The following is a 25,148-nucleotide window of genomic DNA, read 5'->3' as shown; positions in this document are numbered from 1 at the left end:
GAGCCTTGCGGGCATCCCGCATTGACGCGTCGCCATGCCGTGGCTACAGTGGCCGGCAGTCTTGCGGCAAGGCTTTTGCGCCGCATTTTCGAACCGCCCGCGGTCCCGCCGTTGGCCCAACACTCCGGATACCCATGAACAGCTTCCGCGTCGGCATCGCCGGCTTCGGCGCCATCGGCCAGGCCGTGGCGCAATCCCTGGATGCGGGCCTGCCCGGCCTGACCCTCGCCGCCGTCGCGGTGCGCGATCCCAACGCCCCGCCCGCCTTCGACTGGAAGAACGGCGCGCCCACGTTCACCACCATCGGCGGGCTTACCGAGCACTGCGATGTGGTGGTGGAATGCGCGCCCGCTGCCGTGTTCCGCGACATCGCCGAACCCGTGCTGCGCGCCGGCAAGAAGATGGTGGTGCTCAGTTCGGGCGCGTTGCTGCGCCACGAAGACCTGATCGGCATCGCGGGCCAGCATGGTGGCCAGGTCATCGTGCCGTCGGGCGCCATTCTTGGGCTGGACGCCATCACCGCCGCCGCGGAAGGCGTCATCCACTCGGTCACGATGATCACCCGCAAACCGGTGCGCGGCCTGCTCGGCGCGCCCTACCTTACCGAAAACAACATCGACATCGAAGGCATCACCGAACCGCGCCTGATCTTCCGCGGCTCGCCGCGCGAGGCCGCCGTGGGCTTTCCGGCCAACCTCAACGTGGCCGTCAGCGTGTCGCTGGCGGGCATCGGCCCGGACCGCACCACGCTGGAAATCTGGGCAGATCCCTCACTCGAACGCAACGTGCATCGCGTCGAGGTCGTGTCGGATTCCGCCTCGTTCTCGGTGGAAATCCAGAACATTCCCTCCGCCAATCCCAAGACCGGCCGCATCACCGCGCAAAGCGTGATTGCCGCGCTGCGCAAGCTGACCGGACCGCTGCGCGTGGGCACCTGATTTCCGGTGGAACGTATCAAAGGCCGCTGCTCGCTGCCTTTTTTCATCTTCGTTTGGAGCAGTGTCAGACGCCCCTGCGACGCTTTGGGTGATTGGCCTTCAAGCCGCCGCTCTGCGCAGCGCATCGCCATGGCGCGACGCCGGCATCGGGCCGACCTTCCAACGGCCCGTTCCATCCAGATCCAGCCGCTGCGTATGGAACGCATCCAGCGTGCTGCGATGGCCCACGCTGACCAGCATGCTGTCCGGCAACGCGTCGCGCAGCAGGCTGTACAGCATGTGTTCCAGTCCTTCGTCCGTGGCCGAAGTGGCCTCGTCCAGAAACACCAGCGCCGGCCGGTTGTACAGCACGCGCGCAAACGCGATGCGCTGCTGCTCGCCCAGCGACAACACGCGCGACCAGTCGTGCACCTCGTCGAGCCGGCCGGCCAGATGCCCCAGGTTGACCTGCCTGAGCGCGTCGGCCAGACGCGCGTCGTCGGCCGGCTGCGCCAGTCCCGGATACGCCACCGCGCCTCGCAGGTCGCCTAGCGGCAGATAAGGCCGCTGCGACAGGAACAACGCGGACTCGCCTTGCGGCCGCCGCACCTCGCCGCTGGCATACGGCCACAGGCCCGCCAGCGCGCGCAGCAAGGTCGTTTTGCCGCTACCCGACGGCCCCTTGATCAGCAGGGCCTGACCGGGGTGCAGGCGCAGGTTCAGGTTTTCCAGAAGACGCGCGCCATCCGGGCGCGACACGTTCAGGCCTTCGATCTGCAGCCCGTCCGGCAGGGCTTGCGTCTGCACCTGCGGCAGCGCGCGGGCGGCCTCGTTAGCGTCCAGGAATCCGTTCAGACGATCCAGCGTGGCGCGGTACTGCGCGAAGGTGTCGTACGAACTGCGAAAGAACGACAGCGATTCCTGGACCTGCCCGAACGCCTGCGAGGTCTGCATGACATCGCCCAGCTTGATTGCCCCGCTGAAGAAACGCGGCGCCTGCAGGATGAACGGAAACACCACCGCGATCTGGCTGACCGACAGGTTGAAGCCGTCGAACTTCAAGCCCCGGTACACGCGCTGCCAGAGATTGGCGATGTAGGAGGTGAAGCGGGTCCACAAGGTCGCGCGCTCGACTTCCTCGCCCTGGTAGAACGCGACGTTCTCGGCGTTCTCGCGCAGGCGCACCAGCGCATAACGGAAGTTGGCGGTCAGACGCTCGGACAGGAAGTTCAGCTTGATGAGCGGACGCCCGATCTTGAAGGCCAGCCACGTGGCGACGATGACGTACAGGTACACCACAAACACCATGGCGCGCGGGATTTCAACGCCGCCGAGTGTCAACGGCCCTGACAACCCCCACAGGATCGACGTGAAGGCCACCAGCGACACGATCGCGCTCAGCGCGCCGATAGCCAGCGTGCGCGAGCCCGTCACGAACTGCGCGATGTCCTGCTCGATCCGCTGGTCGGGGTTGTCGACGGGTTCGGCCAGGAAGTGTCCGCGGTAGTAGGCGCCCGCGCCCAGCCAGTCGCGCGTCAGCCGATCATTCAGCCAGACGCGCCAATGGATGTCGAAGGCCTGCCCCACATAGCTGTCGGCCAGGCTGCGCACCACATGCACGGTGGCCAGCACGGCGAAAATGCCCAGAAAGTGCCAGAAGACGGCCTGATCCAGCGCCTGCAGGGCGCTATAGAAGCCGTTGTACCAGAACGAAAACAGCACGGTCATGCGCACCGCGAACATCGCCAGGAACAGCAGCAGCGCCAGCGTCAGCATCGGGCGCCAACTGCGGCGGGGCGTGAGATACGGCCAGGCCAGCCGCCAGAATTTGCGGCCCCAGACGGTGGTGCGGGTCAGTACGAGCGTGACCAGCGCCAGCGCGACGGCGGAGATGCCGAATGCGCGCGCGAGCCACAGGGCGCTTTCCGCGAGTTGCTGCTGCCAATTCAGATCCATGAGCCCGGAACCTCGCAAAGACGTTCCTGGTTAGACGGCGGGATCGACGGCAGTTCCGGCAAAAACGCGGTTTTAAGCCTCGCTTAAGCCTGATTGAAGGACGTTGAAGGGCCGTTGAAAGACGTGACGCACTTTATTCAGATCTGAGATCCAGATTGGCGAACAGATCCGCCAGCGTCGGCACGCTGCGCGCCGGCCAGATCGCGCTCAAGTCGAAGCTGGGCAGACGCTCGCCATCGCGCACTTCGCAAAAGCGGACGCCCCGAAATCCCATGGACCGGATCCAGCTGGGCAGCAAGGCCACGCCGCAGCCGCCCGCCACGCACGACAGCACCGTCAGCGTGAGGCTCGCCTCCTGGTTCACGTGCGCATCGTGGCCGCCCTTGCGCATGGCATCCAGGATGGCCGCATAAAATGCAGGCAGCTGCGTCTGCGGGTACATCACGAGACCAGCCTGCGCGATCTGCGCCATCGACACCTGGCCGTCGGCATCGACCTCGAATTCGTCGGGCACGGCGGCCACCAGCCGGTCGCGCAACAGCTGGCGCTCGCGCATGCGGCCGCCGACGGCCACGGGCGTATGCATCAGGCCGATGTCGATGTCACCGGTCTGCAAGGCCTCGGCCTGTTGGGCGTTGCTCATTTCACGCAGGATGATGCGCACGCCGGGCGCCTGCTTGCGCATCTGCCGCAGCGCGCGGGGCAAGGTGTCAAAGAGCGCCGAGGAAACCAGCCCGACCGTCAACTGGCCCGCGCTGCCCCGCCCGATCTCCCTGGCGCGCCGGGCCGCCGCATCAATGCGGGCGACGCTGGCGCGCACGTCCTCCAGGATGGCCTGCGCGGCGGGCGTGGGCGTCGTGCCCTGCCGCGACCGCTCGAACAGGCGCACGCCCAGGTCTTTCTCCATGCGCGTCAACGCCTGGCTCAGCGCCGGCTGCGCGATGCCCAGCCAGTCCGAGGCGCGGCTCACGCTGCCGTGGTCAACCACTGCCAGGAAGTACCGCAGATGCCGGGTTTCCATATCGTTCCAATATATTTATTGCGCCTTTCCAGAATGGAAAACTATACCCCGACTTCCTAGAATCCCGACTTACAGAACACTACATAGCGCGTCGCCGTTCCAAGAGAGCGGTGCGCCGCATGAGGAGACCGCTTTGCCCTCGCCGATTCCAGGCGCCGCCGTCGACACCCACGCCCACGTGTTTCACCAAGGCCTCGCCTTGGCCAACACGCGCCGTCACACGCCCGACTACGACGCCACGCTGGCCGAGTACCTGGGGCTGCTGGACGCGCACGGCTTGACCCACGGCGTCCTGGTGCAGCCCAGTTTCCTGGGCACGGACAACAGCCATCTGGTCGAGGCGCTGCGTGCCGCCCCCGCCCGCCTGCGCGGCGTGGCCGTCGTGGCGCAGGATGCCAGCGAATCCGAACTGCAGGCCCTGGCCGACGCCGGCGTGGTCGGCATCCGTCTGAACCTTTTCGGCCTGGACACGCCCGCGCTGCACACGCCGGCGTGGCAGGTGCTGCTGGCCCGCGTCAATGCCCTGAACTGGCACGTTGAAGTGCACTTGCAAGCCGCGCGCCTGGACGGCGTGTTGCCGGCCTTGCTGGCGGCCGGCTGCCGCATCGTGGTCGACCATTTCGGACGCCCGGATCCCGCGCTCGGCGTCCTGGACGCAGGCTTCCAATACCTGCTGCGCCAGGCGGACAGCGGCCGGATCTGGGTCAAGCTGGCCGCGCCGTACCGCAACTGGGCGGCGCCGGCCTGCGCCGCGGCCGGCCGTCTGGCCACGCAGCAATTGCTGGACGCCTACACCCCTGAACGCCTGATGTGGGGCAGCGACTGGCCCCATACCGAACATCGCCACCTGGCGTCCTATCCCGCCGCGACGCAGTGGCTGGACGCCTGGATCGACGACCCCGCGCAACGGCGCACCGTACTCGCCGACACGCCGTTGCGGCTATTCCAATTCCAAGGAGACGCTCCATGACCCCTCTGTTCAAACGCCTGGCGCACCGTAGCGCGCTGTTCGCCGCCGCCGGCCTGCTGGCTGGCGCTGCTGGCGCCGCGCACGCCGCCTACCCCGAACGCGCCGTCACGCTGGTCGTGACCTACCCGCCCGGCGGCACCGTGGACGTGGTCGCCCGCCTGATCGGCCCGAAGCTCGCGGCTGAACTCGGCCAGCCCGTCGTCATCGAAAACCGCGGCGGCGCCGGCGGCATGATCGGCGGCGCGGTCGTCGCCAAGGCCCAGCCCGACGGCTACACGCTGATGCTGGACGCTTCCAACCACGCGCAGAACCCCGCGCTGCACAGCAAGATGCAGTTCGACACGCTGTCGGCCTTCGCGCCCGTGTCGCTGCTGCTGCGCGTGCCCAACGTGCTGGTCGTGACGCCGTCGTATGAAGTGAAGTCGGTCGGCGACCTGATCAAGCTCGGTCAGCCCGATGCCAAGGAGCCGGTGTACTTCGCGTCGGCCGGCCCCGGCTCCGCCCAGCACCTGGCGGGTGAACTATTCAACCTGCTTGCCAAGACGCAGTTGCAGCACGTCGCGTACAAGGGCGGCGGCCCGGCCATGATCGACGTGATGTCGGGCCAGGTCCCCGTCATGTTCGCAAGCATGGGCTCGGCGTGGCAGCACGTGAAGAACGGCAAGCTGCGCGCCGTGGCCGTTGGCGGGCTGGAACGCTCCAAGACCGCGCCCGAATTGCCCACCATCGCCGAGTCGGGCGTGCCGGGCTACGAGACCTACGAATGGAACGCCGTGTTCGCCCCGGCCGGCACGCCGCCCGCCATCGTCGAGCAAGTCTCGCAGGCGCTGGCCAAGGTGCTGAAGGATCCTACGATTGCCGAGCAGCTTGCCGGCATCGGCGCCGAGCCCATCGGCTCCACGCCCGCCGAACTGGACACGTTCCGCCGCGCCGAAATCGAGAAGTGGCAGCGCGTCGTGAAGGAAGCTGGATTGAAGCTGGATTGAGTACTGCCGGGCCCCACGGCCCGGACACCGCGTAGCCGGTTTGCGGCGCTCTTCGGGGCGCCGCTTTTTTTTGCCCTGCGCGGTCGCCATTGCGGCAACGGTTGGCGACGCGCGCGCGGGTGCATGCCATGCCCGCCGGCGCTTCCGGTCTCCGGGCGGCGCTATCATGACGCCTTGACCAGCTTTACCGCAGGAACCCGCAGGATGGACAAGATCCGGCTCGACAAATGGCTTTGGGCGGCGCGCTTCTACAAGACGCGCAGCCTGGCTTCGGATGAAATCGGCAAGGGCCGCGTGTTCGTGAACGGACAGCCCGCCAAGCCCGCGCGCGAGGTCGGCGCGGGCGATGTGATCACGGTACGCAAGGAAGACCCCGCCGTGCAGGTGCGCGTCGTGGCCGTCAGCGGCGTGCGCGGGCCTGCCCCGGTTGCGCGCCAACTGTACGAAGAGACGCCCGAAAGCGTGGCCGCCCGCGAACGCGCTGCCGAAATGCGCCGCCTCGCGCCGGAGCCGGCACTGGGCATCGAAGCGGGGCGCCCCACCAAGCGTGACCGCCGTCTCATCGACCAGATGCGGGGCAAATCCTGATGAAGCGCGCCGCAACCGGCGGCCTGGTCTATTCCACCGAAACCGGGCGCATGTGCCCGCAATGCCGTCAGCCCGTCGCGCAATGTCAATGCAAGGCGGCGGCCTCGAAAGTCGCGGCAGGTGACGGCGTGGCGCGGGTCTCGCGTGAAACCAAGGGCCGCGGCGGCAAGAGCGTGACGCTGGTGCGCGGACTGGCGCTGGCGCCCGACGCCTTGAACGCGTTGGGCAAGCAACTGCGGACCGCGTGCGGTTCGGGCGGCACCGTCAAGGACGGCGTGATCGAGGTGCAGGGCGACCACTGCGACCGCATCCTCGACGCGTTGACGAAACAGGGCCACCGCGCCAAGCGCGCGGGCGGCTGAACCGTATCAGGTATCAGGTATCAGGACAGAACGATGGAAATTTCCGTGACCGACGTCGCGAGCTGGCATGCCCATGTGTACTTCGACGCGGCAAGCCGCGACACCGCGTTCGCCCTGCGCGAACGGATCGTCGCGACGTTCGACGGCAAGATGGAAATGGGGCGCTTCCATGAGCGCCCCGTGGGTCCGCATCCGCAATGGAGCTACCAGATTGCGTTCGGCCCGCAGCATCTGGCCGAGATCGCCACGTGGCTCACGCTGAACCACGGCGCGCTCGATGTTTTCATGCACCCGAACACCGGCCATTCGCTGCGCGATCACCGCGACTGCGCGGTGTGGATCGGGCGCAGCCACATGTTGAACCTGGCTGCGCTGGGCGGCTGAAGCCTTACAGCGCCCGGCCCACGATCAGCGAGTCGATCGCCATATGCGGGTCGTCGCTCTTGCCCTCGTAAGGCAGGCGGCTCAGCACATAACGCATGGCGTTCAGACGGGCGCGCTTCTTGCAGTCGGACTTGACCACGATCCACGGCGCGTCGGCGGTGTCGGTGTGGGCAAACATGGCTTCCTTGGCGCGCGTGTAGTCGTCCCACTTGTCCAGAGATGCCAGATCGACCGGGCTCAGCTTCCATTGCTTGAGCGGATGCACCTTGCGTTGCTGGAAGCGGCTGCGCTGTTCTTCTTGGCTGACCGAAAACCACAGCTTGATCAGCGTGATGCCGCTACTGACCAGATGGCGCTCGAAATCGGGCGTCTGGCGCAGGAACGCAAGGTATTCGTCCTGCGAGCAAAAGCCCATCACGCGTTCGACGCCGGCGCGGTTGTACCAGGAGCGATCGAACATGACGATCTCGCCGGCGGTCGGCAGGTGTTGCACGTAACGCTGGAAGTACCACTGGCCCTTTTCGGTATCGGACGGTTTTTCCAGTGCGACCACACGCGCGCCCCGCGGATTCAGGTGTTCCATCATGCGCTTGATCGTGCCGCCCTTGCCTGCGGCGTCGCGCCCCTCGAACAGGATCACGACACGCTGGCCGGTGGCCTTGACCCACGCCTGCAGTTTCAGCAGTTCGACCTGCAGCTTGTACTTCTGCTTTTCGTAATTGCGCCGCAGCATGCGGTGACGATACGGGTAGACGCCCTCGCGCCAATCTCGCGCCAGCTCGTCGTCGGGATTGCGGCGCGTGCCCGGGGTCTGACGGTTGGCCTCCAGCAGCGCGCGATGCACCGCCTGCGCGTCGTCGGGCGACAGCGCGTCGATAACGGTGCGCAGCGCCGCGTGCGCCTCACCGGGATTGCCGATGGTGTAGCGGCTGGCGATATCGGCCAGCACCGCCGCGGTCTCCTGCCGCGCCGCGTCCTGCCGCGCGGCCACCCGCTTGCGCAATGCAAGGGCCGGTTCAACGGCGGGGTCGGTGCCCGCCCCTGCAACGCCGGGCGGCTTCGCTTCACCCTTGGCGGCGCGGGTGACGGGCGCGCGGCGCGCGCTTGCCGTGCGCTTGGCTGCGGCTTGGCCGCTGCTGGACCGCTTGGCGGGCGCCGGCGCGGCGTCTTGATCGGGGGCTGGCGATGTCTTGTCGGTCATTGGTCCTGTCCTTGCTGCGCAAACATCAAACCCTAACTTGCGCCACGGCACGCGGGATTGATGGGGATCAACAGTTGTAACATTTTTTCACGAACCCGGCCCCATTACACTGCACGTCCCTCCTCCCCTCATTCGCGACGCCATGTGGTCACGCATCAAGCGATGGTTTGCCGGTCCGCCAGCGGCCGAAGACCCCTTGCAGGAAATCGTGCGCTTTGAAGACGCCGGCCTCACGCGGTCGGGCGAGCTGGCGCGCGCCATGGGGCTGCAGCAGTTCTGGCCCTGGCGCGACGTGCATGAGTTCGGCTTCGCGTTCACCCAGGCGATCTACCCGGATCCCTGGTTCGGCGACTACATGGAAAGCCTGTGGTTCGTCCGCGTGGCCAACGAAGACGGCGGGCTGATGCGGATGGAGTTCGACGAGCGCGTGCTGGATATCAACGACTTGCCGCCCGCCCTGCTTCGCAACATGCCGGGACTCGACATGGACGTGCTGCGGGAGGGTCTGGCGACCGCCGCGCGCGGCCTGCGTCATTTCGAAGGCGATGGCGAGTGGGTGGCATGGCGGCGCGACGTTTCCGAGGAACAGCCGTCATCACCGTCCTGATCGCCGCCGTAAACGCCGCCCCATCAACGTCGTAATTGCCGCCTTTTGCGTCTTGCTGATCGCTGCCCTCAACGGCAGATCCGATGCCAGGCCCGGCTACACGCGATCCAGCCCCTGCTTGAGATCGGCCAGAATGTCCGCCGGCGTTTCCAGCCCGACCGACAACCGCAGCAGGCCTTCCGACAGCCCATAGCGCTCGCGGTCTTCGGCCGAGTAGCTGGCATGCGTCATCGATGCCGGATGCTGTATCAGCGTCTCGGGATCGCCCAGGCTGACCGCGATGCGCGCCAGCTTCAGGCTGTTCAGCAGCGTCTTTCCCGCCGCAAGGCCACCCTTCAGCTCAAAAGCCACCAACCCGCCGCCCGCCGCCTGCTGGCGCTGCGCAATGTCGGCGCCCGCCGTGCCGGACAGGCCCGGATAGAACACGTCGGCCACCGCCGGATGCTCGCGCAGCAGCTTGGCCACCCTCAGCGCGGATTCGCTGTGGCGCTGCACACGCAGCTCCAGCGTCTTGATCCCGCGCAGCACCAGAAACGCCGTGAACGGCGACAGCGTCGCGCCCGTGAAATACCGCAGGCCTTGCAGCCGGATGGCGTCGATGTGCTGCTTGCGGCCCACCACCGCGCCCGCCAGCAGGTCGCCATGCCCGCCCAGGTACTTGGTGGCCGAATGCAGCACGATGTCCGCACCGTGTTCAAGCGGCCGCTGGAGCACCGGCGTGGCAAAGGTGTTGTCGACGATGGTCAGCAACCCCTTGCCACGCGCGATGGCCGAGATGGCCGCAATGTCCACCAGGCGCAGGTTCGGATTGGCGGGGGTCTCGAAGTACACCGCCCGGGTATTGGGGCCGATGGCCGCGGCCACGGACTGCGGCTGGGTGAAATCCGCGAATACGGCGCGCACGCCGAATCGGGACAGCCCCTGCGTGAACAGCGTGAAGGCCGTGCCGTAGACGATCTGGTCCACCACGATCTCGTCCCCGCTTTGCAGCAGCGAGAACAGGGTGGCCGAAATGGCCGCCATGCCCGACGCCGTGACCACGCCAGCCTCGGCGCCTTCCAGCGATGCCAGCCGCTCTTCCAGCAGCGCCTGCGTCGGATTCCGCGTCCGGCCGTAGACATAGCCTTGGGCCTCGCCGAGCCGGATCCGGTCGAAGGCCTCGATGCTGTCCTGCGTGTAGGTGGACGTCAGATACAGCGGCGGCGACAGCGCGCCCTGTTCGTCCAGCGGATCGTAGCCCAGGTGGATGGCGCGAGTCGCAAAACCCTGCTGCGCGTGGTCGGTCATGGTGTTCACTCCTGTCATGGGTGGGTGCAGGGGCGCATCGCGCCTGCCTGGAAATCGGAAAGTGCCGCCAGCCCGCGGCATTGACGGGGCCGAAGCGAGTCTTTACAGTCAAACGCCGTATCCCCGTTTTCGTGCGCGACATGAACGACCCGCAAGCGCCCGCCACGGCCGCCGGCCCGGCGGTTCCCCCCGCGACACCGCCCCAACCCGGCTGGCTGCTCAAGGCCGCCACCTGTCTGGTCTATTCCGGGGTGCTGGCGTGGGCGGTCTACAGCAGCCGGCCCGCCACCATGCTGGACGTGGCCAAGCTGGCCTTCGGCGGGGCCATCCTGCTGGGCCTCCTGCCGTTTGTCGTCCTGGGGGTCTTTTCGATCTGGAAGCGCTTTCGCACGCCGCGCAACCGCTTGCGCATCATGCTGGGCACGGGGGTATTTCTGCTGGCCGCCGTGGCCGGGCCGCTTGCCGAACGCAACCACGACAACCGCCAGCGCGACATTGCCAACACCGAAATCCGCAAAGCCATCGACGCGCTGCGCCTGCAGGCCGGCGGCGGCAGTGGCGCGCCCGAAGACGTGCCCGCCATCGACCCCTCGCCCAAAGCCACCGGCCCGTACGGCGAAATGGAACGGGCCATGAAGACCATCGCGGGCAAACGGCTGGCGCAGCATCGCGCCTACCTGCAGGAACTCAAGGAAATCGGCCTGCCCAAGCTGTTCGACGCCCGGCGGCTGGCGCGCGACTCGGGCCTGATCGAAAGCCGCCTGATCCTGGAACAGGCAGAAAAGCTTGTACCGGGGTACCGCGAACAAAGCATGGAAGTCTTGAACGGCATGCCGGCGCTGGTGCGTTCGCTGACCATTGCCGAGCCGGAAAAGGACAAGATCCTGAAAGCGCTGCAGGACTCGCGGGCGGCTAGCACCGAAAAGCTGGCGCGCGTCTGGGACCTGGAAACGCAGATCCTGCACGAGTTCGGGATGATGATCACGCTGCTCGATGACAACCGGCAGTTCTGGTACGCGGACCGCGACGAGCTGATGTTCGGCCGCGACGCCGACCTGGCGCGCTTTCATCAGCATCAGGACGCCGTCAACCGGCTGGCCGGCGAGCAGGAGAAGCTGGCGACGCAGTCCCTGGCCGCCATGCCGCAAGCGCCCTTGCGCTGAACCGGACGATGTCACGCGCGCGGCTCGCATTGTTCACCGCTTGTGATCGGCGCGGCGCGACAGCCACTCGCCGGTGAACTGCACGATCGACACCAGCGCGATCAGGATGACGATCACCTCGAACATCACCCGGGTCTCGTAGCGCTCGTAGCCGTAGCGGATCGCCAGGTCGCCCAGGCCGCCCGCCCCCACCGCGCCCGCCATCGCTGACGCGTTGATCATGGCGATGACGCTGACCGTCATGCCGCCGATGATGCCCGGCAGCGCCTCAGGCAGCAGCACGTGCCGCACGATGTGCCAGCGCCGGCAGCCCATGGCGCGCGCCGCCTCGACCAGACCGGGGTCCACGTCGTTCAGGCTGACCTGCGCAATGCGCGCAAAGAATGGAATCAGGTTGGCCGACAGCGGCACGATCGCGGCCCATGTGCCCAGCGTCGTGCCGACCAGAAAGCGCGTGAACGGCAGCATCGCCACCAGCAGGATGATGAACGGGATGGCGCGGAACGTGTTGACCGTGATCGACAGCGCCTTGTTGAACCGCGGACGCGGGTAGAGATTGCCGGGCGCCGTGATGGTCAGAACCACGGCCAGCGCCAGTCCGGTCGCGATGGCGATGGCGGCGGAAATGCTCACCATCGTCAGGGTCTGCAGAAACGCCTGCAGGTACTTGTCAAGCATCGGTAGCGACATAGCCCAGCACCTTGATCTGATCGGCCACCAGCGCGGCGCGCGCGGCCTCTTCCTGTAGCGCGTGCGCGGGCACGGACACCAGCAGACTGCCCTGCGCATGGCCGCGCAGCCGGTCCAGTCCGCCGTGCAGCAGCGTGGCGCCCGGCCCCATTGCCGCCAGCGCCTGAAGCGACACGCCCTCCGGCCGGTCCTGTCCGGTGAAGCGCAGGCGCAGCACCGCGACGCCGGCGCGTCCTTGCAGGTCGGGCACCAGCTTGGCCGCCAGGTCCGCGGGCAGGTCGTGTTGCAACGGCCGCAGCAGTGCGCGCGTGGCGTCGGCCTGAGGGTTGCCGAACACGCGCCACACTTCGCCCAGTTCGACGTTGCGGCCGCCGTCCAGCACCAGCACGTTGTGGCAGACCTCGCGGATGACGGCCATGTCGTGCGTGATCAGCACGACAGTCAGGCCCAGCTTGCGGTTGATGTCCAGCAGCAGGCCCAGGATCGACTGCGTGGTTTCGGGATCGAGCGCGGAGGTCGCCTCGTCGCACAGCAGGATCTCGGGCTCATGCACCAGCGCGCGCGCGATGCCCACGCGCTGCTTCTGGCCGCCGGACAGCTTTGACGGATACACGTCGGCCTTGTCCCGCAGGCCCACCATCTCAAGCAGCGCTTCGACCCGCGCCCGCGCCGCGGCGGGCTTAACGCCGGCCACGCGTAGCGGCAGCGCGACGTTCTCGGCCACCGTCTTGGCGGACAACAGATTGAAGTGCTGGAAGATCATGCCGATCCGGCGGCGCAGGCCGACGAGCGCATCCTCGTCCAGGCTGCCCACGTCCACGCCGTCCACCCGCACGCGGCCGGCGCTGGGACGTTCCAGCATGTTGATCGAGCGCAGCAGCGTCGACTTGCCTGCGCCGCTGCGGCCGATGATGCCGAACACCTCGCCGCGCGCGATCGAGAACGACACGTCCGACAGCGCCACGACGGGGCCCGCGGGCCCTTGATATTGCTTTTGCAGGCCCTCGAACACGATGTGCGCGTCGCGCCCCGGCGATGGCGCTGCGCCGGCCGCGTCCGCGGCCAGGGAAAGTTCGCGTTGCATCTTGGCTTAGAAGACCGGAATCACCGAACCTTCGAACTTGGTCAGGATGAACTGGCGAACCTCTTCCGAGTGATACGCCTTGACCAGCGCGGGCACCCACGGCGCGTCCTTGTCCTTCTCGCGCACGACGATGATGTTCACGTACGGATTGTTTTCTTTCTTCTCGACCGCGATGCCGTCGCGCGTGGCGATCAGCCCGGCTTGGTACGCAAAGCTGTTGACGATGGCGGCGGTGTCCACGTCGGGCAGCGAGCGCGCCAGCACCACCGAGGCGCTTTCCACGAAGTTGAGCTTCTTGGGATTGGACGTCACGTCGGCCAGCGTGGCGGTGCCGGTGGCCGGGTCGAAACCGTCTTTCAGCGTGATCAGGCCCTGGTCGCGCAGGATGACCAGTGCGCGCGTCTGGTTGCTGGGGTCATTGGGAATGCCGACCTTCGCGCCCTCCGGCAAGTCCTTGAGCGACTTGTATTTCTTCGAATAGAACGCGATGGGCGAGATCAGCGTGTTCGCGACCGGCACCAGCTTGTAGCCGCGCTGCTTGATCTGGTCGTTCAGGAAGGGAATGTGCTGGAAGGCGTTGGCTTCCAGGTCGCCGTTGTTCAGCGCTTCGTTCGGGCTGGCGGTGCCGGTGATGACGACCGGCTCGACGGCCAGTCCGTTTTTCTTGGCCACCTGCGTCACCACTTCCCAGATCTGCTCGTCCACGCCGCCGCGCACACCCACCTTGAGCGGCTTGGGGTCTGCCGAGAACGCCGGGCCGTGGAACATGGCGGCCGAGGCCAGCACGGCGCCCAAGAGGCGCTTGAACAGCGGCGTCCATGCCATGCGCGATTGCTGCGCGGCTTGGGAAACGCCTGCATCCGCGGAAGCCCCGGCGGCAAGAATACGGATAGTCATGATGGAATCGCCTCTAAGTCAACGCAGTTATGAGAGAGACGATTCTAGGGACGGGGCTTATGCGCGCGAACGAATAGTTGGTTGAGTCGTTATTACGGGGTTTTTTGGATATGGCGCGTTGGCATATGGCGCGTCGGCGCGGTGCCGAACGCGCAGTCAGGCCGGGCCGATCAGGCCGGGGCGATCAGAACGGCTTGACCACCGCCAGCGTCACGATGGCCGTCGCCGCCAGCACGACATAAGGCGCCTGCAGATCGATCAGGGGCGGCCGCTTGCCGCTGCCGCCGGCCATGCGCCGCAGCGATGCGCTTTGCATGCCGAGCAACCCCGACAGGCTCAGCGCAAAGGCCACCTTGATCCAGATCCAGTTCATCGCGAACCACCCGAACGTCATGGCCAGATGCAGGCCGATGAGCCAGGTGATGACCATGGCGGGCGTGGTGACGTAGAGCGTCCAGCGGCGCAGCGCGTGGAGCATCTTGCGTTCCTTCGGCGCATCTTCGCCTTCCTGCGGCTGCGAGGTCAGAAGAAACAGGGCAACGAAGAGCGAGCCGCAAAGCCACGCGACCGCGGCCGCGACGTGGGCCATCTTGAGGAGTTGATATGTCATGCGCGGCATTATCGCCGCTCGCTGGAAGAGCCGTGCGGCGCGTGCGCGCAGGCAGTTTGCGATACGGCAAACCGGGCGGCGGTCGATGCGCTGGGATGTTGGGCGTTAGTTGACGGACTGCGGCGCGGGCGGCGTGGCGGGTGCGGCGGGCGAACCTGTATCGGGCGTCGCTGCCGCGGGCGCTTTTTCCGTGGCCGATCCGGCAGCCGGCGCCCCTTGGACAGGCGATCCTGCGGCAGGCGATCCTGCGGCAGGCGCTCCCCCCGTAGGCGTCTTCGCAGGCGCCGCATCGCCAGCCGGGGCCGGCTTGTCACCGCCAGCCTCCGTCGGATTCAACGTATCCGCCGGCGCATTCGGCGCCACCACCGGGTCTGCGGGCGCAGGCGCCGGGGCGGACTTGGGCGCGGCGCCCTTCGTCCGCACGGTCGGCTCATGCGGCGCGGCAGCCGCCTGCGCATCCGGCAGGAACCGCTGCAGCAACTGGAAGAACCCGTCATAGAACTTGGGCCGCGTCACCGTCTGGCTGGCGGTCTTGACCAGCGAATCGTCGCTGCCCCCAAACGGCATGGACACCTGCCCCAACACGCTGACGCCCACGCTGGCCGAGTTGCCGGTGCGTTTGATCGAATAGCGGTCCTGCACGGCGTTCGCAAATACGGTGGTGCGGTCGCTCGCACCGCCGTCCGATGCACATTCGACGTTGAAGCTGATCTGCGTATGCTGCCCGTCCTCGCCCTCGAAGTTCTTGTGGCCCGTGACGCGAGACGGCTCGTACTTGTCGATGAGATAGCCCTGGCTGAGCAAGGCGCGCCGGCCCGCGTCGCACGCGGCGCTGCTGGCCGCCGGAACGCTGCGCGAATAAGTATCCGTTTGCGCGAAGTCCTCGCGTTCGTAGACGGGCTTGGGGGAAGAACATCCGGCCAGGACGGCCGTAAGGGTGGCAAACAACGGAAAAGCGATACGGCGGGTGACGCGAGGCATGAGAGGTCCGGCGTGGGGCGACGACCTGCATTATCGGACAAGAAATCCGTTTATTTATTGGGGACAGGATAAGCCGGAGATATGTTGAAACAGGTTCGGGCGGTCTGTCATGACCGCCAAAGCGGTTCCCCCTGCGTACCGGCGGGGCATCCCATACCGGCACACGTCGTAATTCGTATCGAAATCGGCGCGCCATTCCATGGCCCGCGCGCAACACCCTTGGCAACGCGTCAGTGCACACGTTCCTGATGCCGACGCGCCGCGGGCCTGCTCCCGGCGCGCGGCGCAAACCTGCAATCAACGCGCGGCGCGGGCCGCGGACGGCTGCTTGTCCAGTTCGCCCAGGATTTCCGCCGCCAACCGCACGCGCGCCTCGTTCGGATAGTTGCGGTTGGCCAGAATGACGATGCCCAACTTGCGCGCGGGCACAAACGCCACATAGGCGCCAAAGCCGTTGGTCGAGCCCGTCTTGTTGATCCAACTCTCGGCCAGCGGCGCCAACGGCGGTTGCAGCGCCTGGGCCGGATGGCTCTGGCTGTTCAGCGTGCCGGCGTTGGCCGTCAGCAGCGTGTCCAGCGCCACCGGATACGGAAACTGTTCCCATGCCATGTCCTGCGTCATGCTGCCTACCTGGTAGTAGCCCACATGGGTATCCGCAAGGGCGCGGCGGATGTCCTTGTCCAGCACGTCCATGTCCATGCTGGCTTCAATAAAGCGCAGCATGTCGCGCGCGCTGGACTTGACGCCATAGGCCTCGGCCGCGAGCACACCGGGATTCACGCGCACCGGCGCGCCCTGTTTGTTGTAGCCCTGCGCATAGCGCGACATCTTGGCGGCGGGCACGTCGATGTACGTGCTGGACAGGCCCAGCTTCGGAAACAGGTCCTTTTCCATCGCCTGCGAGAACGGTTGCTTCAGGCTGGCGGCGGCCACGACACCCAGCATGCCGATGCTGGGATTGGCATACGCGCGAGACGTGCCGGGCGCGTGTTCAGGCTTCCATGCCTTCAGGTACTGCATCAATTGCGCGTTGTCGCGCACGTCGTCGGGCACCTGCAATGGAAACCCGCCCGTGGTGTGCGTGGCAAGATTCACCAGCGTCAGCTTGGCGAACTCGGTGCCGGCAAGCTCGGGCACGAACCGGGCCGGACTGTCGGTCAGCGTCAGCAGTCCCTTGGCCTGCGCGTAGGTGGCAAGCGTCGCGGTGAAGGTCTTGCTGATCGAGCCCAGCTCGAAGAGCGTGTCCCGATTGACCGCGCGCCGCGTTTCCAGCGACTCGACGCCGTAGGTGTAGAAGCGCTGGCGGCCCTGATGCGTGACGGCGATCACCATGCCCGCGATGTCGTGCCGCCGCATGACCGAGCGGGCCGCTTCGTTCACGACGCTGTCGATGTAAGGCAATTCAGAGCGGCCAAGGGCGGGACCGGACACGGCAGTAAGAATGCCGGCGCAAAGCAGGCCGGCGCAGAGGTGTCTACGGGTGTTCATGCAGCGTTCTCAGGGAGGGGGACAAACGAGCCGGCAGGACGGGCGGCGCGGCGATGTCGAATCGTACCGCGACGCGCGTCCCGTCTGGCGCAATTTCCCTTCCTGCGATCGCCGCAGCGCCTGGCAATGGGACCCCTTCTCCCCTTCGCCCCGCGCTCTGCCTCAGGCCAAGGCCGGCTCCGCACGCAGCGGCTGGGCCGGGTTCAATAGCCCCGTGCCTTCCTGCCCCGTGCCGCACGTGTCCTTGCAGACCTTCCCGTCCTTCATCACCAGCACGATCCGCGCGGGATCGACCAGCAGCGACAGATTGTGCAGCGGATTGCCGTCTACCATGACGACGTCCGCAAGATACCCGGGCCGCAGCATTCCCAGCTCGTCAGGGCGCTGCATGATCTGCCCGCCCAGCCGCGTGGCCGCGACTAGCGCCTCGACCGGCGTCATGCCAATGTAGTCCACGAAGTATTGGAGGTCATTGGCGTTCGTGCCGTGCGGCATCCAGGCAAATCCGTAATCACCGCCCGGCAGGATTCGTATGCCGCGCTTGTGCATCTTGCGCAGGCTATCCGCGGCGATTTCCAGCTCGCGCTTGTAGCCCATGCTTTCGGCTATGGCGGGCGTGATGCCGTAGTCGGACGCATGGTAGGCGGTGCGGACCAGCCAGCCGATGCCCGGCGCGACAAAATGCTTGTCCTTGTTGGCTTCCAGCATGTCCAGCGCTTCGTCGTCCGCAAAGCTGGCGTGATAGACCATCTCGATACCGTGGCGCACGCATTGCTTGACCGATTCGCTGGACCGCGCGTGGGCCGCGATCCGCTTGCCGTACCGCTTGGCCTCCGACGCCAGCATGGCGACCTCGTCTTCCGCGAAAGGCGACATCTCGGCTGGCAGGCCAGCGATGTACTCGCCCGACAGATTGATCTTCAGATGGTCGACGCCGTACTTGATGAATGTGCGGACCGAGCGGCGAATCTCCTCGGGACCGCTGCAGACGCTGCCAAAGCTCAGCTCTTCGAAGTGCATGTGCGGCAACGTGTTGTCGCCTAGCGCACCGATGGTCGTAATCTCCTGGCTGCCGGCCAGGTAGCGCGGACCCGGGCACTCGCCGGCCTCGATCGCATTGCGCAGCACCACATCCAGCCGCGGCTTGGCGGCGGCCGCGCCGATGGCGGACGTCCACCCCATTTCCAGATAGCGCTTGGCCACGCGGACACACCACAAAATGTGCTCTTCGGGCGGCATGAACTGAATCGCCGCCAGCGTGGGCTGGTCATTCCACGAGAAATGCGTGTGCGCCTCGGTCATTCCCGGCATCAGGAACCGGCCTTTGCCGTCGATGACGCGCGCGCCGTCCCGGCTGACCCGTTCGGGCAGGCGCGCCACCTCGGCGATGCGGCCGCCGTCGATCAGCAACTCTCCGTCAAAGACGTCGTCGCCGCTTCCGTCAAAGATGGCGACATTGGTAATCGCGATTCTGGACATGCGTGGTCTCCTCCTGGCCCGTGGGGGCCGGAATTTTTTTATGAAAAGTGTTGATGCGAAATGGTTGCTGCGAATCCAGAGCTGCGGCTCGAGGACTCGCTCGATTACCGCCAGCCCGGCAGTCAGGCTCGCTTCATCGAGCCAAGCCCGCGTGAAACGCTTGCAACGCTTCAATGCAAGCGCCGGGCTGCTCAAACGTGGTCCAGTGTCCGCAGTCCGGGACGATGGTGCAGCGGCTGCCCGGGATGCGCCCCGCCATCACCTGCACGTTCGCCGGCGGCGCAACGCCGTCTTCGTCGCCCGTCACCAGCAGCACGGGCACATCCAGACGCTCAAGATCGGCAGACTCCGCCGCGGCCAGCGCTTCGCAGCTTTGCGCATATCCTTCCGGCGGCTGCCGCATCACGCTTTCCCGGACCAGCGCCAGCACCGCGGGTTGTTCCGCCTTGGTGCGACGGCTGGTGGCGCCCTTGACGATGGCATCGGCGATCTCCTGCATGGCGGGCGCGCCCTGGCGGGCCAGCGCCGCCCGCGCCCGGATGCCTGGCCGCCCCGCCTCCGGCGGCTCGGCCAGCGGTCCGAACAGCGCCAGCGATTGGACCCCGGCCGGTTCCTTCAGCGCCAGATGCTGCGCAACGATGGTCCCCAGCGAATGCGCCACGACGTGCACCGCACCGCAGTCCAGCGCTTTCAACACCGAGACCAGCGCGTCGACATAGCCCGAGATGGACAGCTTGCCGTCCGGCAAAGGCGATCTGGCGCTCCCCGGCAGATCCGGGCGGATGACGCGATACCCCGTCAAGGCGCCCATCAGAGGTGTCCAGGTGTTGGACGAACCGCCCAGCCCGTGAATGCACAGCAATGCGGGCCCGTCGCCGTCGATTTCCACCGTCAGGCCATTGATCGTTCTTGTCGTCATGACGCCTTCTCCACGAATTCGTTCTCGATGCTGCCCAGCCCCTCGACCTCCACGCGAACCACGTCGCCAGCCGCCAGATACCGGGGCGGCGTCATCCCCATGCCGACACCCGCTGGCGTCCCGGTGGCGATCACGTCGCCGGGATACAGCGTGATGCCGCGCGAGATCGTTTCGATCAGGGTCGGGATGTCGAAGATCATGTTCTCCGTGGGACCGTCCTGCCGAAGTTCTCCGTTGACCCAGCAGCGCACGCGCGTTCTCGTCCCATCGAATGCATCTGCCGTGACGATCCACGGCCCCATTGGACAGAAGGTATCGAACGACTTGCCCATGTCCCATTGCTGATGCCGCATCTGCACGTCGCGGGCGGTGACATCGTTGATGACGGTGTAGCCGAAGACGTGTTCCATCGCCGCACCGCGCGCGATGTTCTTGCCCGTCTTGCCGATGACTACGCCCAGCTCGGCCTCGTAGTCGATCTGCGCGGACACGCCGACCGGCAGCAGAACCTGCGCGTGCGGTCCCACCACGCATTCCGGCACCTTGGTAAAGACAATGGGCCACGATTCCGGATTGGCGTCGTTGTCCTTGAAGACGGACGCAGACAACTCCTTTGCATGCGCATGGTAGTTGCGCCCCACGCACCACACGTTGCGCCGCGGCCGGGGTAGCGGCGCCCGCAGGTCGACGTCGGACAGGCGCAGCGGCGCCAACGTGTCGGGCAGCGGGCGGCCCGCCGTCAACAGGTCGATCACGGCCTGCGCGCCGAGATGCCTGCCCGCCGCCTCAAGCGCCAGGGGCGCGACCGACAGGCCGTCGTCCGACACCAGGCCGACGCCGGGCTCTCCATTCATCAAAAAACTTGCAATCCGCACCGCAGTCTCCTTCGTGCTTCTGAAAGTGGGCGAGCGGTTCATGCCTCGCCGTCAGCACGACTTTAGAAGCGCCGGCACGGCCGCGCTTATCGTTCGGTGCGGGAACTTATCGCAGAGTCAGATGGCGAGATAGGTGTATACACCTAGAGCCCGGCAATGCCCGAAACCACGCCCATAAAATTCCCGCAGAAGGCCCCGGCGGACAGGTGGCCATGGCGAGGCGAGTGCGCGCGCCTCGCCCGATCAGAAACTGGGAGACAGATCATGCAAGAGACTTACGCCTTGCACGAAGGCGCGTTCGGCCGCGCGGTCGTGCTGGAGCTGCGCGGGGATTTGATTGCGCATGCACATGCGGAAGTGCAGCTTGCCCTGTGGCTGGGCGGCGCAAGAGCCGAGGCGCACGTCGGCTCGAAACTGGTGCCCTACAGCGAACATCTTGCGCTCGGCACCAACACCTATGAATCCCATGACGCCCGCCTGCTCGACCGCTCGGGTCCGGCCGTCTTCCTGGTTCTGTACATCGCCAAGCCCTGGCTGGACGAGCGCCGCGCCGCCACCGGTCGGCCGTTTCGTTTCACCGCGCCCGGCGTGCCCATCGACCCGGCCGTGCGCCAGGGCTGTTGGAGCCTGCTGGACAAGATCGTCGCGCCGCAGGACCATCCGCGCGCCGACATCGACGCCGAGGTCGAGGCCCTGCTGCAGGCAGCGATCGAATCGTCCTCCCAGACCAGCCGCCCGCCCGGCGCGGCCGCGCGCCCGCAGACGCTGGACCGGCGCCTTCGCACTGCCATCCTGTACATGCGCGAAAACGTCCACGAACCGGTTGCCGTGGAAGACATCGCCAGCAAGGTGGGGCTGTCGCGGGGGCACTTTTTTGCGCTGTTCCGCGACCAGCTCAACACCACGCCGCAGGTGTTCTGGAGCGCGGTGCGCGTGGAGGAAGCCGTGCGCAGACTGGTCCAGCAAGAACAGCCGCTGACCTCGGTCGCGATGGACCTGGGGTTTTCGACGCCTGGAAATTTCTCGCGATTCTTTCGCGATCACATGGGCGTGTCGCCGTCGCGCTTCCGGCGCGCGGCCTCGGGCTCCGCGCCCCATCTGCTGACGGGGATCCCCTGACTACGCTTCTCCGCACTCCCAACGCGGCACCACCTCGAAAGGCGCATCCTCCGCCGGCGGCAACAGCGCCAACGCCGCATCCACGGACGCCTCATTGATCCAAACCGTCAAGCCGTCCGCCGGCGCTGACGGGGCATCCGCCATCAACCGGTCCAGTTCCGCCTGCATCACCAACGGCAGGTATTCCTTCAATGCGTTGATGTTCGCCGCGACACAAGCCACCGCCTCGGCCGCCGTGAGGCCATCCTCGACAAGATGCCCCACGTCCGCCGCGCTACGCACCAGCGCGTCGAACACAAACGCCTCGAACGATGCCCACTCCACGCGCGCATCGCCGCTGTCATGCCAGACGAGGGCAACGCCCACGCCGCCACCCGCCGTGGGCGTCAGGCAATAGGCATCGCCCGCGCCGGACTCTGCAAAGGGCAGAAAGCGCCTGCCATGCTGATAGCCGGGATTGAGCCACTCCTCGGCGGTTTCGCGCGCCTGATGCGCATCGATCCACTCCAGGTCATCCATGCAGGACAGCACGGGCCGCGCGGCCAGCGTGTTGCCCTTCCAGTCAGCGCGCCACGCCGCGCTGTCCTCGCCATAGCCGGTGCGCCCGGCGTCGATCAGCCGGGCCAGCATCCCGGGCAATGCCACGCCGCAATCCTCGGCCAGTTCGGCAAACGTCGCCATTCGTCTTTTTCCTTCGTCAGAACTCAAGCACATCCAGAAAGCACTCGGCCTCGACGGGGTCGCCCAGCACAATGGTGAGCGCCTGCAACGCACGCGCCCGATGCTCGGGCCTGATTTCCCAGTCATCATTGCGCAGGTCTTCGTCGGCCTCCAGGCAGACGACGCCCACCGCGGCCAGCGCGGCCGCGAACGTCGGCAGATCGGGCGCCACCACGTCGGCGTCCCACGCGCCCGTGCCGTGCATGGCGTAAAGAATCTCGCCGGTCCCGGTGTCCAGGATGAAGGGGTCCGCGTTCTGGTCGGCAATCACCAGCCAGTTGTCCTGCCATTCTGCAACGCGTTCGCCGTTCGACGCGTCCCAGCGATAGCCGGCCTGCCGGTCCCACAGCTTGAACAGCGGCGGAAAGCTGATGTTGGTTTCGGAAAGCGTGATGCCGACCGGCCCCACGTTCTGGTGATAGGTGGCGCCCCACGGCCCCACCTGTTCGTAGAAGTCGGCGAGCACCTGTGGCAGCGCAATGTCGCCCTGCCACGCGTCGCGCGGCTGCGGGCGCAGTTCGCCAAACCGGGCGAACTGCGCCCGGAGGGATTCAAAGGAATTCATGTTGATGCGTATCTGGACAACGTATTAGCGATAAATCTTGCCGCGCCGTCAGCGCGGACGGTAGCGCGGACGGTAGCGCGGGTGGTAGCAACTGAACTTCGCACGCGGCGCCAGACCGCATTTTGCTACATTTGAACGCCCTGCTCCGAGGCGACGCACGATTGAAGCGCCACAGGGCGGCGGCAGAAGAAAACCGCTTTCGACCACGGACAATCCATGCGCCTACCGTTTGCAGTTTCCGCCTTAACCTTGGCCGCACTCCTCGCCGGCTCCGGCGCTCACGTGCAGCAATGGTTCGACGTGCCGCCGCGTCCCGATCACCCCAACGTCTCGATCCGGATCGGGGGCCTGCCCAACACACAGCAAGCGTCGGGCAACGCCCGGGGCAGGATGGAACTGCGCTACACCGCTGCGCAGACCATTCCGGGCGCGGACAAACAGCCCGTGCGCTATGACCGGTCGGTGACCGAGGTGCTGTTCGATTGCCGCCGGTCGCAGGTCGGCTTCTTGCCGGCCACCAGCTACTTCCTGAACGACACCCTGGTCACCACCATCAAGGACGAGACACTGGACGAAAGCCAGGTTCAGTTCGTGCGCTTTGCGCCAGGCAGCCCGCAGATGAAGGCGTTGCAGGCCGCCTGCGGAAAATAGCGGCGCTAAGCAAGCATCAACGTGCCCGGGGCGCGAGTGGGATCTTGCTCGGGTCCGCGCCGCGTGGCGTCTTCGGACAACCGAAACACGCCCACCGCCCGCACCAGCTCGCGTGCCTGGTCCTGCATCGAGCCGGCGGCGGCAGCGGCTTCCTCGACCAGCGCCGCGTTCTGCTGCGTCACCTCGTCCATCTGCGCCACGGCGAGGTTTACCTGATCGATACCGCTGGCCTGCTCGTGCGACGCGGCGGCGATCTCGCCCATGATGTCGGTCACGTGCTGCACGGCGGTGACGATCTCTTGCATGGTGGCGCCCGCGCCCTCGGCCTGACGCGCGCCCGCGCCCACCTTGCCGGCGGAATCCTCGATCAAGGCCTTGATCTCGCGCGCGGCCTGCGCGCTGCGCTGCGCCAGCGAGCGGACTTCGCCCGCCACCACGGCAAAGCCCTTGCCCTCCTCGCCCGCACGGGCCGCTTCAACGGCCGCGTTGAGCGCAAGGATGTTGGTCTGGAACGCGATGCCGTCGATCACCGACACGATGTCGGAAATCTTGTGCGAGCTGGCCGAGATCTCCTGCATGGTGCCGACCACCGCGGACACCGCCGCGCCGCCGCGCAGCGCGATTTCCGATGCGCTGGCTGCAAGGTGGTTGGCCTGGCGCGCGTTGTCCGCGTTCTGCTTCACGGTCGAGGCCAGCTCCTCCATTGACGCCGCGGTTTCCTCGAGCGATGCCGCCTGTTCTTCGGTGCGGCTGGAGAGATCGGCGTTGCCCGCCGCGATCTGGCTCGAGGCGCTGGAAATTGTTTCCGACCCGTGCCGGATTGCACGGACGGCGCCCGCCAGCCGCTCCTGCATGTCCTGCAAAGCGTGAAGCAGGCGCCCGGTCTCATCGCGGGAGCCCGCTTCGATCCGCTGGCCCAGGTCGCCGCCCGCCACGGTTTCGGCGGCCTTGACCGCACGCGCCAGCGGACGGGTGATCGACCGGCTGACCCGCCACGCGAGCAACGCGCCCAAGGCGAGCGCCAGCCCGGCCAGGCCCACGTTCAGGCGCTCGGCTTCCTGGATGACGGCCTGGCTTGCAATGCCGGCCTCGTCCATGTCGGCCGACTGTTCCCGGGACAACGCGATGATGTGATCCTGCAGGCTGTCCAGAATGGGCAACGTCTCTTGCAGCATGCGCTGGCGGGCGCCATCGCGATCAGCGCTCCTGAGCAGGGCGCCCACCGATTGGAAGGACTTCACGTAGCGGCCCCGAGCCTCTTCCAGCGTGCGCAGCCGGGCGCTGGCATCGGCCGTCGCCATCAACGGCCGCAGTGTGGCCAGGGCGTCGTCGATGCGTTTACGGTTGGCCTCGATCTGCTGGAACAGCTTGTCCATCGCGGCCGGGTCGGCGTTGACGATCAGTTCCAGATTGACGCGGGCGTTGGCGCGCGTCGTGACGTCGACCACCGAGATCGCGTTGGCCTTCACCCAGGTTTCCTGCGTGATGGCGCGGTTGATGCTGCCGATGCGTGTCAGTTCGAAATGCGACACGCCGGCCAGGGCCAGCAGCAGGGCCAGCACGACGCCGAAGCCCAGGCCCAGTTTGGTGCCGATGGAGAGATTGCCGAAATGGGTGCGGAGCTTCAT

At 66.7% G+C, this 25,148-nt stretch carries 26 protein-coding genes; 10 read left to right on the top strand and 16 right to left on the bottom strand.

The annotated features are described in order from the left end of the window. Window positions 1-134 precede the first annotated feature (134 nt). Window positions 135-938, top strand: a complete 804-nt coding sequence (locus tag B2W22_RS15380; RefSeq protein ID WP_175183908.1) for an aspartate dehydrogenase — start codon at window positions 135-137, stop codon at window positions 936-938. A gap of 99 nt (window positions 939-1,037) precedes the next feature. Here B2W22_RS15380 and B2W22_RS15375 read toward each other — a convergent pair whose 3' ends face one another. Together B2W22_RS15375 and B2W22_RS15370 are read right to left on the bottom strand one after the other, a co-directional pair. Further along, window positions 1,038-2,873, bottom strand: a complete 1,836-nt coding sequence (locus tag B2W22_RS15375) for an ABC transporter ATP-binding protein/permease (protein WP_286938474.1) — start codon at window positions 2,871-2,873, stop codon at window positions 1,038-1,040. Window positions 2,874-3,006: 133 nt separating this feature from the next. Next, a complete protein-coding gene (locus B2W22_RS15370; RefSeq protein WP_175123573.1) occupies window positions 3,007-3,894 on the bottom strand; it encodes a LysR family transcriptional regulator in 888 nt (295 codons plus the stop codon). A 133-nt stretch (window positions 3,895-4,027) separates the two neighbouring features. On the opposite strand from B2W22_RS15370, the gene B2W22_RS15365 reads away from it, so the two are divergent. The 5 genes from B2W22_RS15365 to B2W22_RS15345 all read left to right on the top strand — a co-directional run bounded on the left by B2W22_RS15365 (window position 4,028) and on the right by B2W22_RS15345 (window position 7,184). Next, window positions 4,028-4,864 carry an amidohydrolase family protein gene (locus tag B2W22_RS15365; protein ID WP_286938472.1) on the top strand — a complete coding sequence of 279 codons (837 nt, stop codon included), beginning with the start codon at window positions 4,028-4,030 and terminating at the stop codon, window positions 4,862-4,864. Continuing rightward, window positions 4,861-5,850, top strand: a complete 990-nt coding sequence (locus B2W22_RS15360) for a tripartite tricarboxylate transporter substrate binding protein (protein ID WP_175123575.1) — start codon at window positions 4,861-4,863, stop codon at window positions 5,848-5,850. The genes B2W22_RS15365 and B2W22_RS15360 overlap by 4 nt, the downstream gene beginning before the upstream one ends. Window positions 5,851-6,054: 204 nt before the next feature. Continuing rightward, entirely contained in the window at window positions 6,055-6,438 is a 384-nt protein-coding gene (locus B2W22_RS15355) for an RNA-binding S4 domain-containing protein (protein ID WP_175138135.1), read from the top strand. Further along, the gene (locus B2W22_RS15350; RefSeq protein WP_286938470.1) at window positions 6,438-6,800 is read left to right on the top strand and encodes a translation initiation factor Sui1; all 363 of its coding nucleotides are present in this window, start codon (window positions 6,438-6,440) and stop codon (window positions 6,798-6,800) included. Before B2W22_RS15355 ends, B2W22_RS15350 begins: the two co-directional genes overlap by 1 nt. Before the next feature lie 33 nt (window positions 6,801-6,833). Beyond that, entirely contained in the window at window positions 6,834-7,184 is a 351-nt protein-coding gene (locus tag B2W22_RS15345) for a DOPA 4,5-dioxygenase family protein (protein ID WP_286938468.1), read from the top strand. A gap of 4 nt (window positions 7,185-7,188) precedes the next feature. Here the strand turns inward: B2W22_RS15345 and ppk2 are convergent, their stop codons facing one another. Next, on the bottom strand, window positions 7,189-8,385 hold the full coding sequence (gene ppk2, locus B2W22_RS15340) for a polyphosphate kinase 2 (protein WP_286938466.1): 1,197 nt from the start codon (window positions 8,383-8,385) through the stop codon (window positions 7,189-7,191). A 142-nt stretch (window positions 8,386-8,527) separates the two neighbouring features. Between ppk2 and B2W22_RS15335 the strand changes: the two genes are divergently transcribed. After that, complete coding sequence (locus B2W22_RS15335) at window positions 8,528-8,992, top strand: hypothetical protein (protein ID WP_286938464.1); 465 nt, start codon at window positions 8,528-8,530, stop codon at window positions 8,990-8,992. A gap of 96 nt (window positions 8,993-9,088) precedes the next feature. Here B2W22_RS15335 and B2W22_RS15330 read toward each other — a convergent pair whose 3' ends face one another. After that, window positions 9,089-10,279, bottom strand: a complete 1,191-nt coding sequence (locus tag B2W22_RS15330; RefSeq protein WP_286938463.1) for a trans-sulfuration enzyme family protein — start codon at window positions 10,277-10,279, stop codon at window positions 9,089-9,091. Window positions 10,280-10,419: 140 nt separating this feature from the next. On the opposite strand from B2W22_RS15330, the gene B2W22_RS15325 reads away from it, so the two are divergent. Next, complete coding sequence (locus B2W22_RS15325) at window positions 10,420-11,442, top strand: hypothetical protein (protein WP_191575714.1); 1,023 nt, start codon at window positions 10,420-10,422, stop codon at window positions 11,440-11,442. 33 nt (window positions 11,443-11,475) lie between these two features. Here the strand turns inward: B2W22_RS15325 and B2W22_RS15320 are convergent, their stop codons facing one another. The 9 genes from B2W22_RS15320 to B2W22_RS15280 all read right to left on the bottom strand — a co-directional run bounded on the left by B2W22_RS15320 (window position 11,476) and on the right by B2W22_RS15280 (window position 20,465). Continuing rightward, entirely contained in the window at window positions 11,476-12,132 is a 657-nt protein-coding gene (locus B2W22_RS15320; protein WP_175123583.1) for a methionine ABC transporter permease, read from the bottom strand. Continuing rightward, window positions 12,113-13,216 (bottom strand): methionine ABC transporter ATP-binding protein, encoded by a 1,104-nt coding sequence (locus tag B2W22_RS15315; protein ID WP_286938460.1) that lies wholly within the window; start codon window positions 13,214-13,216, stop codon window positions 12,113-12,115. The genes B2W22_RS15320 and B2W22_RS15315 overlap by 20 nt, the downstream gene beginning before the upstream one ends. Before the next feature lie 6 nt (window positions 13,217-13,222). Further along, window positions 13,223-13,984 carry a MetQ/NlpA family ABC transporter substrate-binding protein gene (locus tag B2W22_RS15310; protein WP_239213300.1) on the bottom strand — a complete coding sequence of 254 codons (762 nt, stop codon included), beginning with the start codon at window positions 13,982-13,984 and terminating at the stop codon, window positions 13,223-13,225. 313 nt (window positions 13,985-14,297) lie between these two features. Beyond that, window positions 14,298-14,723 carry a CopD family protein gene (locus B2W22_RS15305; RefSeq protein WP_239213286.1) on the bottom strand — a complete coding sequence of 142 codons (426 nt, stop codon included), beginning with the start codon at window positions 14,721-14,723 and terminating at the stop codon, window positions 14,298-14,300. A 105-nt stretch (window positions 14,724-14,828) separates the two neighbouring features. Next, a complete protein-coding gene (locus B2W22_RS15300) occupies window positions 14,829-15,704 on the bottom strand; it encodes a DUF2242 domain-containing protein (RefSeq protein WP_286938457.1) in 876 nt (291 codons plus the stop codon). Between the two features lie 297 nt (window positions 15,705-16,001). Continuing rightward, window positions 16,002-17,192, bottom strand: a complete 1,191-nt coding sequence (blaAMZ, locus tag B2W22_RS15295) for an AMZ family class C beta-lactamase (protein ID WP_286938455.1) — start codon at window positions 17,190-17,192, stop codon at window positions 16,002-16,004. A 162-nt stretch (window positions 17,193-17,354) separates the two neighbouring features. Next, complete coding sequence (locus B2W22_RS15290) at window positions 17,355-18,671, bottom strand: metal-dependent hydrolase family protein (protein ID WP_286938453.1); 1,317 nt, start codon at window positions 18,669-18,671, stop codon at window positions 17,355-17,357. A 133-nt stretch (window positions 18,672-18,804) separates the two neighbouring features. Further along, complete coding sequence (locus B2W22_RS15285) at window positions 18,805-19,590, bottom strand: alpha/beta fold hydrolase (RefSeq protein ID WP_286938451.1); 786 nt, start codon at window positions 19,588-19,590, stop codon at window positions 18,805-18,807. Then, entirely contained in the window at window positions 19,587-20,465 is an 879-nt protein-coding gene (locus B2W22_RS15280; protein ID WP_286938449.1) for a fumarylacetoacetate hydrolase family protein, read from the bottom strand. The genes B2W22_RS15285 and B2W22_RS15280 overlap by 4 nt, the downstream gene beginning before the upstream one ends. Window positions 20,466-20,729: 264 nt before the next feature. Here B2W22_RS15280 and B2W22_RS15275 point away from each other — a divergent pair, with 264 nt between their 5' ends. After that, window positions 20,730-21,584 (top strand): helix-turn-helix domain-containing protein, encoded by an 855-nt coding sequence (locus B2W22_RS15275; RefSeq protein ID WP_286938448.1) that lies wholly within the window; start codon window positions 20,730-20,732, stop codon window positions 21,582-21,584. On the opposite strand, the gene B2W22_RS15270 is transcribed toward B2W22_RS15275, so the two are convergent. Together B2W22_RS15270 and B2W22_RS15265 are read right to left on the bottom strand one after the other, a co-directional pair. Then, window positions 21,585-22,265: an SMI1/KNR4 family protein gene (locus tag B2W22_RS15270; RefSeq protein ID WP_286938447.1), complete on the bottom strand. Its 681-nt coding sequence runs from the start codon at window positions 22,263-22,265 to the stop codon at window positions 21,585-21,587. It abuts the gene before it with no gap. Between the two features lie 16 nt (window positions 22,266-22,281). Further along, window positions 22,282-22,869 (bottom strand): SUKH-4 family immunity protein, encoded by a 588-nt coding sequence (locus B2W22_RS15265; RefSeq protein ID WP_175183926.1) that lies wholly within the window; start codon window positions 22,867-22,869, stop codon window positions 22,282-22,284. Between the two features lie 249 nt (window positions 22,870-23,118). Between B2W22_RS15265 and B2W22_RS15260 the strand changes: the two genes are divergently transcribed. Then, complete coding sequence (locus B2W22_RS15260; RefSeq protein ID WP_286938446.1) at window positions 23,119-23,520, top strand: hypothetical protein; 402 nt, start codon at window positions 23,119-23,121, stop codon at window positions 23,518-23,520. 5 nt (window positions 23,521-23,525) lie between these two features. Here B2W22_RS15260 and B2W22_RS15255 read toward each other — a convergent pair whose 3' ends face one another. Continuing rightward, entirely contained in the window at window positions 23,526-25,148 is a 1,623-nt protein-coding gene (locus tag B2W22_RS15255) for a methyl-accepting chemotaxis protein (protein WP_239213271.1), read from the bottom strand.

The sequence above is a fragment of the Achromobacter sp. UBA4530 genome (genome assembly GCF_002388205.1).
In the GTDB taxonomy this organism is placed as follows: Bacteria; Pseudomonadota; Gammaproteobacteria; order Burkholderiales; family Burkholderiaceae_B; genus Achromobacter; species Achromobacter animicus.
The sequence above is the reverse complement of the archived record's forward strand: the minus strand, read 5'-3'. Positions and strand labels throughout refer to the sequence as shown.

Bases quoted from the DNA above. Each gene is read 5' to 3' on its own strand.
- B2W22_RS15375 (WP_286938474.1), bottom strand. From the start codon at position 2,873: ATGGATCTGAATTGGCAGCAGCAACTCGCGGAAAGCGCCCTGTGGCTC.
- B2W22_RS15330 (WP_286938463.1), bottom strand. From the start codon at position 10,279: ATGACCGACCACGCGCAGCAGGGTTTTGCGACTCGCGCCATCCACCTG.
- B2W22_RS15325 (WP_191575714.1), top strand. From the start codon at position 10,420: ATGAACGACCCGCAAGCGCCCGCCACGGCCGCCGGCCCGGCGGTTCCC.
- B2W22_RS15370 (WP_175123573.1), bottom strand. From the start codon at position 3,894: ATGGAAACCCGGCATCTGCGGTACTTCCTGGCAGTGGTTGACCACGGC.
- B2W22_RS15300 (WP_286938457.1), bottom strand. From the start codon at position 15,704: ATGCCTCGCGTCACCCGCCGTATCGCTTTTCCGTTGTTTGCCACCCTT.
- B2W22_RS15345 (WP_286938468.1), top strand. From the start codon at position 6,834: ATGGAAATTTCCGTGACCGACGTCGCGAGCTGGCATGCCCATGTGTAC.
- B2W22_RS15380 (WP_175183908.1), top strand. From the start codon at position 135: ATGAACAGCTTCCGCGTCGGCATCGCCGGCTTCGGCGCCATCGGCCAG.
- B2W22_RS15285 (WP_286938451.1), bottom strand. From the start codon at position 19,590: ATGACGACAAGAACGATCAATGGCCTGACGGTGGAAATCGACGGCGAC.
- B2W22_RS15305 (WP_239213286.1), bottom strand. From the start codon at position 14,723: ATGACATATCAACTCCTCAAGATGGCCCACGTCGCGGCCGCGGTCGCG.
- B2W22_RS15310 (WP_239213300.1), bottom strand. From the start codon at position 13,984: ATGTTCCACGGCCCGGCGTTCTCGGCAGACCCCAAGCCGCTCAAGGTG.
- B2W22_RS15360 (WP_175123575.1), top strand. From the start codon at position 4,861: ATGACCCCTCTGTTCAAACGCCTGGCGCACCGTAGCGCGCTGTTCGCC.
- B2W22_RS15265 (WP_175183926.1), bottom strand. From the start codon at position 22,869: ATGAATTCCTTTGAATCCCTCCGGGCGCAGTTCGCCCGGTTTGGCGAA.
- B2W22_RS15315 (WP_286938460.1), bottom strand. From the start codon at position 13,216: ATGCAACGCGAACTTTCCCTGGCCGCGGACGCGGCCGGCGCAGCGCCA.
- B2W22_RS15350 (WP_286938470.1), top strand. From the start codon at position 6,438: ATGAAGCGCGCCGCAACCGGCGGCCTGGTCTATTCCACCGAAACCGGG.
- blaAMZ (WP_286938455.1), bottom strand. From the start codon at position 17,192: ATGAACACCCGTAGACACCTCTGCGCCGGCCTGCTTTGCGCCGGCATT.
- B2W22_RS15335 (WP_286938464.1), top strand. From the start codon at position 8,528: ATGTGGTCACGCATCAAGCGATGGTTTGCCGGTCCGCCAGCGGCCGAA.
- B2W22_RS15290 (WP_286938453.1), bottom strand. From the start codon at position 18,671: ATGTCCAGAATCGCGATTACCAATGTCGCCATCTTTGACGGAAGCGGC.
- ppk2 (WP_286938466.1), bottom strand. From the start codon at position 8,385: ATGACCGACAAGACATCGCCAGCCCCCGATCAAGACGCCGCGCCGGCG.
- B2W22_RS15355 (WP_175138135.1), top strand. From the start codon at position 6,055: ATGGACAAGATCCGGCTCGACAAATGGCTTTGGGCGGCGCGCTTCTAC.
- B2W22_RS15275 (WP_286938448.1), top strand. From the start codon at position 20,730: ATGCAAGAGACTTACGCCTTGCACGAAGGCGCGTTCGGCCGCGCGGTC.
- B2W22_RS15320 (WP_175123583.1), bottom strand. From the start codon at position 12,132: ATGTCGCTACCGATGCTTGACAAGTACCTGCAGGCGTTTCTGCAGACC.
- B2W22_RS15255 (WP_239213271.1), bottom strand. From the start codon at position 25,148: ATGAAGCTCCGCACCCATTTCGGCAATCTCTCCATCGGCACCAAACTG.
- B2W22_RS15270 (WP_286938447.1), bottom strand. From the start codon at position 22,265: ATGGCGACGTTTGCCGAACTGGCCGAGGATTGCGGCGTGGCATTGCCC.